15 protein-coding genes are annotated in these 12967 nt (G+C 64.0%); 10 read left to right on the top strand and 5 right to left on the bottom strand.

Annotated features, from left to right (window positions below; translation table 11 throughout):
* Window positions 1-35 precede the first annotated feature (35 nt).
* On the bottom strand, window positions 36-392 hold the full coding sequence (locus PIN01S_RS07165) for a hypothetical protein (RefSeq protein ID WP_084334792.1): 357 nt from the start codon (window positions 390-392) through the stop codon (window positions 36-38).
* Window positions 393-1110: 718 nt separating this feature from the next.
* On the opposite strand from PIN01S_RS07165, the gene PIN01S_RS07160 reads away from it, so the two are divergent.
* The 4 genes from PIN01S_RS07160 to PIN01S_RS07145 are packed head-to-tail and all read left to right on the top strand — an operon-like array spanning window position 1111 to window position 5026.
* Window positions 1111-2352, top strand: a complete 1242-nt coding sequence (locus PIN01S_RS07160) for a glutamine synthetase family protein (RefSeq protein WP_170837178.1) — start codon at window positions 1111-1113, stop codon at window positions 2350-2352.
* 57 nt (window positions 2353-2409) lie between these two features.
* Complete coding sequence (locus PIN01S_RS07155; RefSeq protein WP_084334788.1) at window positions 2410-3717, top strand: MFS transporter; 1308 nt, start codon at window positions 2410-2412, stop codon at window positions 3715-3717.
* Window positions 3714-4409: a TIGR04283 family arsenosugar biosynthesis glycosyltransferase gene (locus PIN01S_RS07150; RefSeq protein WP_084334786.1), complete on the top strand. Its 696-nt coding sequence runs from the start codon at window positions 3714-3716 to the stop codon at window positions 4407-4409. The genes PIN01S_RS07155 and PIN01S_RS07150 overlap by 4 nt, the downstream gene beginning before the upstream one ends.
* Window positions 4406-5026 carry a TIGR04282 family arsenosugar biosynthesis glycosyltransferase gene (locus PIN01S_RS07145; RefSeq protein ID WP_084334784.1) on the top strand — a complete coding sequence of 207 codons (621 nt, stop codon included), beginning with the start codon at window positions 4406-4408 and terminating at the stop codon, window positions 5024-5026. Before PIN01S_RS07150 ends, PIN01S_RS07145 begins: the two co-directional genes overlap by 4 nt.
* A gap of 10 nt (window positions 5027-5036) precedes the next feature.
* On the opposite strand, the gene PIN01S_RS07140 is transcribed toward PIN01S_RS07145, so the two are convergent.
* The 4 genes from PIN01S_RS07140 to flgA form a co-directional block, all read right to left on the bottom strand.
* Window positions 5037-5786, bottom strand: coding sequence for a flagellar brake protein (locus tag PIN01S_RS07140; RefSeq protein WP_084334782.1), 750 nt, complete (start codon window positions 5784-5786; stop codon window positions 5037-5039).
* Between the two features lie 177 nt (window positions 5787-5963).
* Complete coding sequence (locus PIN01S_RS07135) at window positions 5964-6431, bottom strand: flagella synthesis protein FlgN (protein ID WP_084334780.1); 468 nt, start codon at window positions 6429-6431, stop codon at window positions 5964-5966.
* Between the two features lie 50 nt (window positions 6432-6481).
* Complete coding sequence (gene flgM, locus PIN01S_RS07130) at window positions 6482-6814, bottom strand: flagellar biosynthesis anti-sigma factor FlgM (protein ID WP_084334778.1); 333 nt, start codon at window positions 6812-6814, stop codon at window positions 6482-6484.
* 137 nt (window positions 6815-6951) lie between these two features.
* Window positions 6952-7713 (bottom strand): flagellar basal body P-ring formation chaperone FlgA, encoded by a 762-nt coding sequence (flgA, locus tag PIN01S_RS07125; protein WP_084334776.1) that lies wholly within the window; start codon window positions 7711-7713, stop codon window positions 6952-6954.
* 75 nt (window positions 7714-7788) lie between these two features.
* Between flgA and PIN01S_RS07120 the strand changes: the two genes are divergently transcribed.
* From PIN01S_RS07120 to flgE, 6 genes are all read left to right on the top strand, one after another.
* Complete coding sequence (locus PIN01S_RS07120) at window positions 7789-8721, top strand: chemotaxis protein CheV (RefSeq protein WP_084334774.1); 933 nt, start codon at window positions 7789-7791, stop codon at window positions 8719-8721.
* 44 nt (window positions 8722-8765) lie between these two features.
* Entirely contained in the window at window positions 8766-9593 is an 828-nt protein-coding gene (gene cheR, locus PIN01S_RS07115) for a protein-glutamate O-methyltransferase CheR (protein WP_084335031.1), read from the top strand.
* A 265-nt stretch (window positions 9594-9858) separates the two neighbouring features.
* Entirely contained in the window at window positions 9859-10266 is a 408-nt protein-coding gene (flgB, locus tag PIN01S_RS07110; RefSeq protein ID WP_084334772.1) for a flagellar basal body rod protein FlgB, read from the top strand.
* A 14-nt stretch (window positions 10267-10280) separates the two neighbouring features.
* Window positions 10281-10730: a flagellar basal body rod protein FlgC gene (gene flgC / locus PIN01S_RS07105; protein ID WP_084334770.1), complete on the top strand. Its 450-nt coding sequence runs from the start codon at window positions 10281-10283 to the stop codon at window positions 10728-10730.
* Between the two features lie 20 nt (window positions 10731-10750).
* On the top strand, window positions 10751-11434 hold the full coding sequence (gene flgD / locus PIN01S_RS07100; protein WP_084334768.1) for a flagellar hook assembly protein FlgD: 684 nt from the start codon (window positions 10751-10753) through the stop codon (window positions 11432-11434).
* A 30-nt stretch (window positions 11435-11464) separates the two neighbouring features.
* The gene (gene flgE / locus PIN01S_RS07095; RefSeq protein WP_084334766.1) at window positions 11465-12772 is read left to right on the top strand and encodes a flagellar hook protein FlgE; all 1308 of its coding nucleotides are present in this window, start codon (window positions 11465-11467) and stop codon (window positions 12770-12772) included.
* Window positions 12773-12967 lie beyond the last annotated feature (195 nt).

The raw sequence follows: 12967 nt of genomic DNA, 5'->3' as shown, positions 1-12967 counted from the left end.
CGCACCGGCGGGCACGCGACGTTCAGGTCAGGGCATCAGAGGAAACGGGGTGGGCGCCAGACGGAGCCGGGCTCGGGAGGGATCGCCGCCGGGTCCGGCAGGGCGAGGGGGCGGGTGGCGGCCTGAATCACGGCTCCGCGCGGGAAGGCGCTGCGCAGGGTGCCGCCAGTCTTGCATTCCTGGCCGGATTTGCAGGACATCAACTGGCTGCCCTTGCCATCTTCCTGGCAGCAGGGGTTCTCGTCGGTGGCGTCCGCGGCGGCGGTCATGTCCATCTCCAGCATCGGACACGGCGGTTCGCCGGCCGGCAGGCTGGCGTACGCCGGGAAGGCGATGGTCAGGATGAGGAACAGGATCAGGCGCAGTCGCATGGCGATACCGCTGGAGTTCAATGCTGGCACCTTAGCAGAGGGCTGCGCGTCCCTCCAAGCAACGGACCGGGGGATTTCGCATTGAACTGATCGGGATCAATTGGGTGTTGGCTATTACATCTACCGTGCGCGTGGCATCCCTCTCTCCCGGCCCCTCTCTCCTGAAGTGGAGAGGGGAGATTCGTGCTGCCCGGTGCAGTGAAGTGATCCTGATGCTTTGCCATTGGCTGAAGATTTGTAGAAGAGGTAGGACCAACTCCGACGCCCCGTCAGGAGGCCGAGCGGAATCGTCGTGTAGGGGGACGAGCGGCATGGATGCCGCGAGAGCCTTGATTGGCCAGGGATGGCCCTTCAAGGCGTGCCCCCGGAACGACGATGGAGCGAGGGAACCCCAGCGAAGCTGGGGCCGGATGCCGGGGCAAGCCCTCTTGGTTACCTTCTGGGGCGACTGCCAGAAGTAACTCGCCGGGGGGCGAAACAAGAAGTGTCTACTGAACTCAATAATCGGTTTGGCTCAGGATTTTCGTGCACGTTGAAAACGGAACCTATACCGCTGTGCTTGATATCTTGAACGCCTGATGAGTATTTTGTGCACACCGCCGCAACGCGGCTTCTGGCACAACAAGGATAAGCAGTCATGAGCAGCAACGGCCGTAGTCCACTCGCTGAGCGTCTGGCCGGCATCGAAGAAATCGAATGCGTCACCCCCGACCTGAACGGGGTGCCGCGCGGGAAGGTGATGACCGCCGAGGGCTTCCTCGAAGGGCGGCGTCTGCAACTGGCCAGGGGCGTGTTGCTGCAATGCATCATGGGCGGCTATCCGCCGGCGCGTTTCTACGGTAGCGACGACGGCGACGTGGCGTTGTGCGCCGATCCCCGGCAGATTCATCGCCTGCCGTGGAGCGAGCGGCCTCGTGCGTTGGCGATCTGCGATGCCGAGGAGCTGGACGGCCGCGACTGCGGTCTTTCCACCCGCGCCTTGCTCAAGCGCGTGCTGGCGCGCTACGCCGAGCACGGCTGGCAGCCGGTGGTGGCCACCGAGCTGGAGTTCTTCGTCTTCGCACCCAATAACGATCCACACCAGCCGTTCCAGCCGCCGGTCGGCCTGGATGGCCGGCGCGAGGCGGGTTTCTCGGCTTTCAGCGTGTCGTCGAACAACGGGCTGCGGCCGTTTTTCGAGGAGGTTTATGCCTGCATGGCGACGCTCGGCCTGCCGCGCGACACCTTCATGCACGAGATGGGCGTCAGCCAGTTCGAGATCAACCTGTTGCACGGCGATGCCTTGCTGCTCGCCGACCAGACCTTCCTGTTCAAGCACCTGCTCAAGGAAGTGGCGCTCAAGCATGGCCTGACCGTGGTGTGCATGGCCAAGCCGCTGCCGAAGACGCCGGGCAGCTCGATGCACATCCACCAGAGCGTGGTGGAGCAGAGCAGCGGCCGGAATATCTTCAGCGACGAGCAGGGCGCGCCGACTCCGGCGTTCCGCCATTTCATCGGCGGGCAGCAGGCGGCGCTGGGGGATTTCACCCTGTTGTTCGCACCGAACGTCAATTCCTACCAGCGTTTGTGCCATCCTTACGCCTCGCCGAACAACGCCTGCTGGTCCCACGACAACCGTGCGGCCGGCCTGCGTATTCCGGCCAGCTCGCCAGTGGCGCGGCGGGTGGAGAACCGATTGCCGGGGGCCGATGCCAACCCGTACCTGGCCATCGCCGCCAGCCTGGCGGCGGGCCTGCATGGGCTGGAACGCGAACTGGAGCCGAGCGAGCCGATCCAGGGCGAGTTCGAAACCCCGGATGAATTGCGTCTGCCCTGTACCTTGCATGCCGCCCTGGAGCGTCTGAAGCGCAGCCGGCTGGCGCGGGAACTGTTCGATGCGGAGTTCATCGAAGGCTACATTGCCAGCAAGACGATGGAGCTCACCAGCTTCCTCGAAGAAATCACGCCCTGGGAGCGCCGGATACTCGCTGCGCAGGCGTGACGTCCTACCGGGCCGCATGGGCGGCCCGGCCCACCTCAAGGAGTCGCTCGGAAGTCGATGCGCAGAATCTGGAAGTCCTTTCGGGCGTTGTATTTCGCCACCCTGTTGATGCTGCTCGGCTCCGGCCTGTTGAGTACCTATCTGGCGTTGCGTCTGGCTGCGGACAAGGTGGACGGTCTCTGGGTCGGTGCGTTGATGGCCGCCAACTACATCGGCCTGGTGCTCGGCGGCAAGCAGGGCCACCGGTTGATCGCCCGGGTCGGGCACATCCGTGCCTACGTCGCCTGCGCCGGTGCGGTGACGGCGGCGGTGCTCGGCCACGGCCTGATCGACTGGCTGCCGGCCTGGCTGTTCCTGCGCATGCTGGTCGGCCTCGGCATGATGTGCCAGTACATGGTGATCGAGAGTTGGCTGAACGAGCAGGCCGCGGCCAGCCAGCGCGGCCAGGTGTTCGCCGGCTACATGACGGCGTCGTATCTGGGGCTGATCCTCGGCCAGTTGGTGCTGGTGGTCCACCCGACCCTCGGGCTGGAATTGCTGATGCTGGTGGCGCTGTGCTTCGCCCTGTGCCTGGTGCCGGTGGCGGTGACTCGCAAGATCCACCCCGCGCCGCTGCATCCCGCGCCGCTCGAGCCGCGTTTCTTCCTCCAGCGGGTGCCGCAATCGCTGACCACCACCCTGGTCTCCGGCCTGCTGATCGGCGCTTTCTACGGCCTCGCACCGCTCTATGCCACCCGCCAGGGGCTGTCGACGGAGCAGGTTGGTCTGTTCATGGGCGCCTGCATTCTCGCCGGCCTGGTGGTGCAATGGCCGCTGGGCTGGCTGTCGGATCGCAGCGATCGCGCCGTGCTGATTCGCGGCTGCGCGCTGTTGCTGACGCTGATCGCTCTGCCGCTGGCGATCATGCCGTCGGTGGCCCTGGCGTTACTGCTGCCCCTGGGTTTCCTGGTGTGCCTGTTGCAGTTCAGCCTGTATCCGTTGGCGGTGGCTTTCTCCAACGACCATGTCGAAGGCGAGCGGCGGGTGTCGCTGACCGCCATGCTGCTGGTCACCTTCGGCGTGGGGGCGAGTATCGGCCCGCTGCTGGCCGGGGTGCTGATGAAGTACTTCGGCGCCAACATGCTCTATGCGTTCTTCAGCTTCTGCGCGTTGATCCTGGTCTGGCGCATCCGTCCTGACAAGGTCACCCACCAGCATCAGGTGGAGGACGCACCGCTGCATCACATCCCCATGCCGGACATCGCCAGCTCGCCGCTGGTGGCGGCCCTCGACCCGCGGGTGGACGAGCAGGTGGTGCAGGAGCAGATGCAGAGCGCTCCCGAGCCGCAGGAACCGCCTGTGCCGGAACCTGACACGCCGCGATGAGCGCGCCACCGCTCAGCGTCGTCATTCCGGCGCGCGACGAGGCGCAGGCCTTGCCGCTGCTGCTGGAAGATTTGGCGCCGTTGCGGGCGATGGGCGCGGAACTGATCCTGGTGGACGGCGGCAGCCACGACGGCACGCCGCAATTGGCGGAGGCGGGCGTCGACCGGGTGATCCACAGCGAGCCGGGGCGGGCGCGGCAGATGAATGCCGGGGCCCGGGTCGCCTCGGGTCGCTATCTCTGGTTCCTGCATGCCGACACGCGTGTGCCGGCGACGTCCTGGCGGCGTTTGCTGGATGTTCTCGCCGTCCAGCCCGCCTGGGGGCGCTTCGATGTGCACCTTTCCGGTAATGGCCCTTCGCTACGATTGATCGGCAGCATGATCAGCCTGCGCTCGCGGCTGACCGGTGTGGCCAGTGGCGACCAGGGCATCTTCATCTCCCGCGACCTGTTCGTGGAGCTGGGCGGCTATGCCGACATGCCGCTGATGGAGGACCTGGAACTGTGTCGGCGGCTCAAGCGGCTGGCACCTCCGCGTTGCCTGCGGCCCCCGCTGGTCACCTCCAGCCGCCGCTGGGAACAGCGGGGAATCTGGCGTACCGTGTGGTTGATGTGGCGTTTGCGCCTTTCCTATTACTTCGGCGCCAGCCCGGAACGGTTGGCGCAACGGTATTACGGAGGACCGCGGTCATGACTCAGTCCATCTCGCTGCACCTGCTGGCCCGCACCCCGGAGCCCGGCAGGGTCAAGACCCGTCTGATACCGGCCCTGGGCGACGAGGGGGCCTGCGATCTGCAGCGCCTGCTGGTCGAACGGGCGCTGGAACTCCCCGCGGATACCTTCAGTGAACGCTTTTTCTGGCTCGACGATGGCCCGGACGACTCGCTCGTCGAGCTCGCCGAGGCGCATGGCTGGACGGTGATGGAACAGCCCGCCGGCGATCTCGGCGAACGCATGCGGCGCATCGCTGCGTTGGGGCTGGCGGAAAGCGATGGGGTGGTGCTGATCGGCAACGATTGCCCGGCGCTCGACGGCGACTACCTGGCGGCGGCCTGCGAGGCGCTGCGCGAGCAGGAAGTGGTGTTGGGACCGGCGGAAGACGGCGGCTATGTGTTGCTGGGTTTACGCCGGATCGATCCGCTGCTATTCGAATCCTTGCCCTGGGGCAGCGATCGCCTCCTGGCCTTGACCTGCGAGCGTCTGCAGCAATTGGGTTGGGCCTACGGGTTACTGCCGGTGCTATGGGATGTGGATCGCCCCGAGGACCTTCCGCGCCTGGCCAGCCTGGGAATCCGGCTGGGAATGCATTGAGCCTGGCGACTCAGAACGGGTCGTCTTTCTCGAAGCGACGGGCTTCGCGCTGCAACTGGTAGACGAAGCGCTCGACCTGGCGCTGCTCCAGGCCGTTCATCCGATAGAAGCGCAGGCCGGCGAAGCTCATGCCGAGCTTTTCCTCGAAATACAGATGGCGCAATTCCACCGGCGTGGTCATGGCGCCGAACGGCAATTCCGCGGTGAAGCGTTCATAGACCTGGCCGGGTTGCAGACGGCTGGTGATGTCGCCGGGGAAGCGTACCTTGCAGCCGGTGGCCGAGATGTCCAGCAACTGCCCCTTGATCGGTGTGCTCAACTTGTCGCCGGCCAACTGGATGTTGACCAGTTGGGTCTGCTTGAGCGAGGCGCGGTAGGCATTGCGGCGCTGGTGGTAGGTGACTTCGCCGGGGAGGGCGGTCCAGTAGCAGCGGGCGCCTTCCAGTTCGCCGATCTGGACCGGACGGGTGCATTCCCAGGCGATCCGCACGCCTTCATGGAAGCCTTCGATGGCGAAGGCCTCGCCGGCTTTCAGGAAGCGCTCGCCGTCGTTCGGGATCATCTCATCCAGGGCCAGCAGGCCGCGCTCGCGGTCGATCTCGACCAGGTAGCTCTGGAAACGCTGGTTGCGGTCGCGAAAGGTGATGACCAGGGGATCGTGGTTCTGTTGCAACTGGCGAAGGTTGGCGAACACTTCCAGGGGTGCCTTGAGCACCTTGGGTGGTTGCGGTCCTTCTTCTTGGATGAATGGGTTGGACACGGTCCACTAGTCTCCAAACTGTCACTACGCACCAGGCCGTGGAAAGTGCCTTGTCCGCATCGGGCGGGTCGTCGCTGGATTGTCCCGCTTCCGCCTCGCCCTGGCGAGGGCTTTCCTGATATCCCTTTAGGATACTGGCATTGTGCCTGCCTGTCCCTGTGCTTTTTGCCGGGCGGTTCAGGCCTGGCTGAGTGGTCGCTGTTGCCCGGTTCTCGCGGCGCTGCCGCGGCTGTCGTAAAGGCTTGGGGTATCGCCGCCGCGGAGGATGCCGAGCAGCTTGCCCACCGAGGCCTGGTTGGCGCGGATCAGGCGGCCGTTGCGCAGGTTCGCGGCCTGGCAGCGTTCCAGCAGCTCGCCCAGACGGTCGGCATGTTCGAGCAGTTCCGGGCCCTGCGGCGAACGGGCCGCCAATGCCTGCAGACCGGCCTTGTCGGCGCTCAGCTGCTGGCTGGCGAGCAGTTGGCTGCGTTGTGAGCCATGCTGGTCGAGCTGCGCCAGCAGCGGCTGCTTGGCCGCCAGGATGCCTTCCAGGCGGGGCAGATCGCGGTCGTTGAGTGCCTGGAATTCTTCGTCGATCAGCTCAAGCAGGCGTTCGGCCTGGCCGATATCGTCGGTGAACAGCTGAAGCAGGGTCGTGTCGTGCATGATGGGCTCTGGGGAGTGGGCGTCCTACACCGCCAGCGCAGCCCGTCGGACTAGCGCTGGGATTCGAAGTCGAGCAGCTTGCTGGCGACGCGCTTGCTATCGACTTGATAGCTGCCGTCGGCGATGGCCTGCTTGATCCGCGCGACACGCTCCTGATCGACTTCAGGCAGGTCGCGCAGGCTGTCCGTCACTTGCTGCAGGCGCTGGGCTTCCTGGCTGAGCTGCACGGATTCGCCGCTCTTGGCGGTGGTTTCGGCGGATGTCGGGGCCGGGGCGGACGGGTTGCCCGAAACGGCTTCGCCACGGCTGGATTGGGTGTTGCCGACACGCCCCGAGTTGGCTGGCGTAGCGGCGCTGTTGGGCCGGTTGAAATCGATGACCATGATGCAAACCTCGGACGATGTTGGACGCTTGCCTAGCTTTTCGGCCACTGTCGGAAAAACTTTAGGACTTTTTTTCGCGTCGCTGCCAAATCGCTCTTGCGGAATCGTCAGACACCGCACGATACAGGATTGAAGGGCTACATGGCGACTTCCACCTGGCCCGGTCCCACCACTCGAGCTTTGATCACCCGCTGGGAACGTTGGTTCCTCACGCGGATTTGCTGGCCCGGCGCGCCGTCGGACAGCGCCTCGCCCGGCATCCGCACGCTCACGGCGGCGCCGCGCGCGGTGATCACCACTTGGTCGCCCTTGCGGATCACCTCGGCCTGTTGCAGATGAACGGGCGCCAGAATCTGGTCGGGCAGCATGGGACGCGTCAGTTTCTTGCCGATGGCCTGGCCGGGATCGGTGAGATAGCCCTGGTTGAGCAGCCCGACGTCGCGCTCGACCAGGGACAGGTCCTGCTCCGTCAGCACGTTTTCGCGCTTGAGCGGTCGACTGATGACGACCACCTGTCGGAACAGGCGGACCTGGGCCGGCACGAACACCGTCCAGGGCGCGCTGCCTTCGCAGCGAACCCGCACGGTGACCCGTCCCAGCGGCTGCGCGGGGCTTTCCAGGGAGGCCGTCAGCGGCTCGTCGCACTGCGGCAGGCGCAGGCGCGGGTCGAGGCGGTTGACCTGGACTTCGTGGCGGCCCTGGATTTCGCTGCGGCGCAGGTATTCGTCCACCGCCTGCTCAAGAAAGCGCTGGGTGGTGCCGATAAGCTCATCGGGCAGGGTCATCGTCGCCGCCGCTGTCATGCCGCTGTGGCAGAGCCCGCAGATTGCGGGTACAACACAGAGCAGCCGGCGATACTTTGCCACCTGGTGTCGGAAAAACGTCGTTGTTGCGTTCATGACAAGTAAAAAGCAAGGGCCGTGCCGCCTGCTACGCTAAGCAGGGCGTCCCGGTCGAACGAGAGGAGTCTGGGCATGGCCGGTGTGTTGGATTCGGTTAACCAGCGTACTCAACTGGTGGGGCAGAACCGCCTCGAACTGCTGTTGTTCCGTCTGGACGGCAAGCAGCTCTATGGGATCAACGTGTTCAAGGTGAAGGAGGTGCTGCAATGCCCCCGTCTCACCATCATGCCCAAGGCCAGTCCGGTGGTGCGCGGGGTTGCCAATATCCGTGGGGGTACCATTCCCATTCTTGACCTGTCCATGGCCACGGGCCGGTCGGGTCTCGACGATCTGAAGAACAGCTTCGTCATCATCACCGAATACAACACCAAGGTGCAGGGATTCCTGGTGCGGTCGGTCGAGCGCATCGTCAACATGAATTGGGAGGAGATCCATCCGCCACCCAAGGGGACCGGTCGCGAGCACTACCTGACGGCGGTGACGCGGGTGGACAAGCAGCTGGTGGAGATCATCGACGTGGAGAAGATCCTCGCCGAGGTGGCGCCGATGTCGGAAGCCATCTCCGAGGGTGTCATCGATGTCGAGACCCAGAGCAAGGCGGTGTCCAAGCGCGTGCTGATCGTTGACGACTCCTCCGTGGCACGCAAGCAGGTGTCGCGCTGCCTGCAGACGGTAGGGGTGGAAGTGGTCGCCTTGAACGACGGCCGCGAAGCGCTGGATTACCTGCGCAAGATGGTGGAGGAGGGGCGTCATCCGGAGCAGGAGTTGCTGATGATGATCTCCGACATCGAGATGCCGGAGATGGATGGCTACACCCTCACGGCCGAGGTTCGTGGCGATCCGCGCATGCAGAAACTGCATATCCTCCTGCATACTTCGCTGTCGGGTGTGTTCAACCAGGCGATGGTGAAGAAGGTCGGCGCGGATGACTTCCTCGCCAAGTTCCGTCCGGACGATCTGGCCGCGCGGGTGATCGAACGCATCAAATCAACGGAAGAGGGCTGAAGGCTTCGGCCTTCAGCGTTTCTATGGTCGGCGAGGCGGCATTAGTGTCTTCAGGTAATTTGGATTTCGAGCAGTTCCGGACGTTTCTGGAAAAGAGTTGCGGCATTCTGCTGGGGAGCAACAAGCAGTACCTGGTTTCCAGCCGCCTCAACAAGCTGATGGAGCAGCACGGCATCAAGACGCTGGGCGAACTGGTGCAGCGGGTCCAGGGGCAGCCGCGCGGAGGACTGCGCGAGCAGGTGGTGGACGCCATGACCACCAACGAGACCCTCTGGTTTCGCGATACCTATCCGTTCGAAGTGCTCAAGAGCCGCGTGCTGCCCGAAATGATCAAGGCCAGCCCCGGCCAGCGCTTGCGCATCTGGTCGGCGGCCTGCTCGTCGGGGCAGGAGCCCTATTCGTTGTCCATGGCCATCGACGAGTTCGAGCGGAGCAACCTCGGCCAGCTCAGGGCCGGTATACAGATCGTCGCCACCGACCTGTCCGGCTCCATGCTCAATGCCTGCAAGGCCGGCGAATACGACAGCCTGGCGATGGGCCGCGGTCTGTCGCAGGAGCGCCTGCAGCGTTATTTCGATCCGAAAGGGCCGGGCCGCTGGGCGGTCAAGGCGCCGATCAAAAGCCGCGTCGAGTTCCGCGCGCTGAACCTGCTGGACAGCTATGCCAGCCTCGGCAAGTTCGACATCGTGTTCTGCCGCAACGTACTGATCTACTTCTCCGCCGAGGTGAAGAAGGACATCCTCACCCGCATCCACGCGACCCTGAAGCCCGGCGGCTACTTGTTCCTCGGCGCTTCCGAGGCGCTCAACGGCTTGCCGGAGCTGTATCAGATGGTCCAGTGCAGTCCGGGGATCATCTACAAGGTGAAGTGAGCAAGACCGGGAGGCGGACCCGGAGGATCGTTGGGCGAATGAATTCGCCCCTACAGATCAACACCCCTCCCCATCCAGCGGCAAAAGCGGCAAACCCCCTTGCCGCTCCCCCTTCCCACAGCGGAAAGCCCTTGCCGCTTTTGCCGGCAAGCCACTTCCATAAGTGTCTAATTCACTGATTTTAAAAGAAAAACAAAAATGGCACGGGCCTTGCTAATTCGTTGGCGAGGAAAAACCACGACGCCCACCGGCAAGGTTCCCGACCATGAGCATCAGCTTCGACAACGCCCTCGGCATCCATGAAAAAGCGCTCGGCTTCCGCTCGCAGCGTGCCGAGGTGCTGGCCAACAACATCGCCAACGCCGATACGCCGAACTACAAGGCGCGCGACCTGGACTTCGCCTCGGTGCTCGCCGAGCAGAATGCCAAGGCCAAGGGTGGCTCACTCGGGTTGAGCCGGACCAACAGTCAGCACATCGCTGCAGAAGGCGTGCCCATGGGCGATCCGGCGTTGCGCTATCGCATTCCGACCCAGCCGTCGATCGACCAGAACACCGTCGACCTTCAGCTCGAACAATCCAACTACGCGGAAAACTCCGTGCAGTTCCAGGCCAGCTTCACCTTTCTCAACAGCAAGTTCAAAGGGCTGATGAGCGCCCTTCGCGGTGAATGACGGAGATTCATGCCATGTCACTCAGCAGTGTTTTCCATATCGCCGGTACCGGCATGAGCGCCCAGAGCACTCGCCTGAACACCATTTCCAGCAACATCGCCAACGCCGAGACGGTGTCGTCCAGCATCGACCAGACCTACCGCGCCCGCCATCCGGTGTTTGCCACCGTGTTCCAGCAGCAGGCCGCCGAGGGTGGTGATCGCGGTTCGCTGTTCGCCGACCAGGACCAGTCCGGCGCCGGCGTTCAGGTGCTCGGCGTGATCGAGGACCAGAGCAGCCTCACGCCGCGCTACGAGCCGAACCATCCGGCCGCCGACGCCAACGGCTACGTGTACTACCCGAACGTCAACGTGGTCGAGGAAATGGCGGACATGATTTCCGCCAGCCGTGCCTTCCAGACCAACGTCGAAATGATGAACACCGCCAAGCAGATGATGCAGCGCGTGCTGACCCTGGGTCAGTGAGCGCCGGAGAGGGATAAACGATGAGCATCGAAAGCAGCAGCCTCGGCGCGACCAGTTCGGTTCTGGACAAGTACCAGATCCAGAACGACACCTCGTCCAGCAAGGAACTCGGCAAGAACGAATTCCTCAACCTGTTGGTGGCCCAGTTGAACAACCAGAACCCGCTCGAACCCCAGGAAAACGGCGAATTCATCGCCCAGCTGGCGCAGTTCAGCACCGTGGAAGGGGTGGAGAAACTCAATACCAGCATGGAGTCGATCCTCTCCGGCTACCAGTCGTCCCAGGCGCTGCAGGCGTCCTCGCTGGTTGGTCGCAAGGTGATCGTGCCCACCGAGAAAGCGGTGGTGGACACCAGCGAGACCTTCAAGGCCAGCCTGGTGCTGCCGACGAGCAGCAGCAACGTGTTCGTCAACGTCTACGACAGCAGCGGCGCCCTGGTGAACCGGGTCAACCTCGGCGAGCAGGCCGCCGGCAACGTCAGCTTCATGTGGGACGGCAAGAACAGCAGCGGCGAGCTGATGCCGCCCGGCACCTACAAGTTCGAAGCGCAGGCGATGTATGGCAACGAGACCAAGGGGCTCTACACCATGCTGCCGGCCAACGTCGACAGCGTCACCCTGGGCCAGAACGGCGGCGAGCTGATGCTCAACCTCGCCGGGCTCGGCAGCGTCGCACTTTCCCAAGTACAGGTCATCGGTCAGTAATCGCCGGCAGTACCGGCAAGGAGACATTCCATGGCGTTCAACATCGGCCTGAGCGGTCTGCGCGCGGCGAGCAGTGACCTTAACGTCACCGGCAACAACATTTCCAACGCGGGCACCGCCGGCTTCAAGCAGTCCCGTGCCGAGTTTTCCGACGTGTATGCCGCGTCGGTGCTGGGGACCGGTTCCAACCCGCAGGGCAGCGGCGTGCTGCTGTCCAACGTGTCGCAACTGTTCAACCAGGGCAACATCAACTACACCCAGAACGCCCTGGACCTGGCGATCAACGGCAACGGCTTCTTCGTCACCAGCAACAACGGCGACGTCAGCTATACCCGCGCCGGTTACTTCGGAACCGACCGCGAAGGTTACGTGGTCAACAACTTCGGCTACCGCCTGCAGGGCTATGCGGTGGATGCCAACGGCAACCTGCAGAATGGCGTGGTCAGCGACCTGCGCATCGAGACCAGCAGCCAGGCGCCCAAGGCCACCACCCAGATCGCCCAGACCTACAACCTGAACTCCACCAACACGGTGCCGACCACCACGCCGTTCGACCCGGCGGACCCGACCACCTACAACTCGTCGACCTCGGTGAATATCTACGACTCGCAGGGCAACGCCCACGTGCTCACCCAGTACTTCGTCAAGACCGGCGCCAACACCTGGTCGATGAATACGCTGATCGACGGGCGCAATCCGAACGACCCGACCTCCACCACGCCCTACGCGGTGGACCTGACCTTCAACTCCGCCGGCCAGCTCGACCTGACCGCGCTGAGTTCCACCGATTTCACGGTGAATGCCGACGGCACGCTGAGCCTGACCAACTGGGTGCCGGCCGTTTCCAACGGCGCGACGCCGCCGGTCTGGAGCGCCAACGGTGCCACCGCCAACGCCGGCGGGATCAGCCTGGACATGCGCCAGTCGACCCAGTTCGCCAGTGCGTTCGCGGTCAGCAGCATCAGCCAGGACGGCTACACCACCGGCCAGTTGTCCGGCCTGGAAATCGACGACACCGGCGTGGTCTTCGCCCGTTACACCAACGGCCAGTCCAAGGTGCAGGGGCAGATCGTCCTGGCCAACTTCGCCAACGTCCAGGGCCTGACCCCGGTGGGCAAGACATCCTGGGTGCAGTCGTTCCAGTCCGGCGAGCCGGTCATCGGCACGCCGCGCTCCGGCACCATGGGCGCCTTGCAGGCCGGTGCGCTGGAAGACTCCAACGTCGAGCTGTCGGACCAGTTGGTGAACCTGATCGTCGCCCAGCGCAACTACCAGGCCAACGCCAAGACCATCGAAACCGAGAGCGCCATCACCCAGACCATCATCAACCTGCGTTGATGATCCGGGCCGCCGGAGTGCCAGCATGGCACCCGGCGGCAACGCCTTTGCCGCAAGCGGCAGTTCTCCGCCGTCTCTCCTTTCAAAGGGCCTCGCCAGGGGCCTTCTTCTTTTTGTTTTTCTTTTGTTATCAATCACTTGTTGATTGATTTCGGTATTGGCACGGCGCTTGCTCTGTCCATGGCAACCAAACGT

This window comes from Pseudomonas indica NBRC 103045, from assembly GCF_002091635.1.
Taxonomy (GTDB): domain Bacteria; phylum Pseudomonadota; class Gammaproteobacteria; order Pseudomonadales; family Pseudomonadaceae; genus Pseudomonas_M; species Pseudomonas_M indica.
This window is presented reverse-complemented; position numbering and strand designations above follow the sequence as displayed.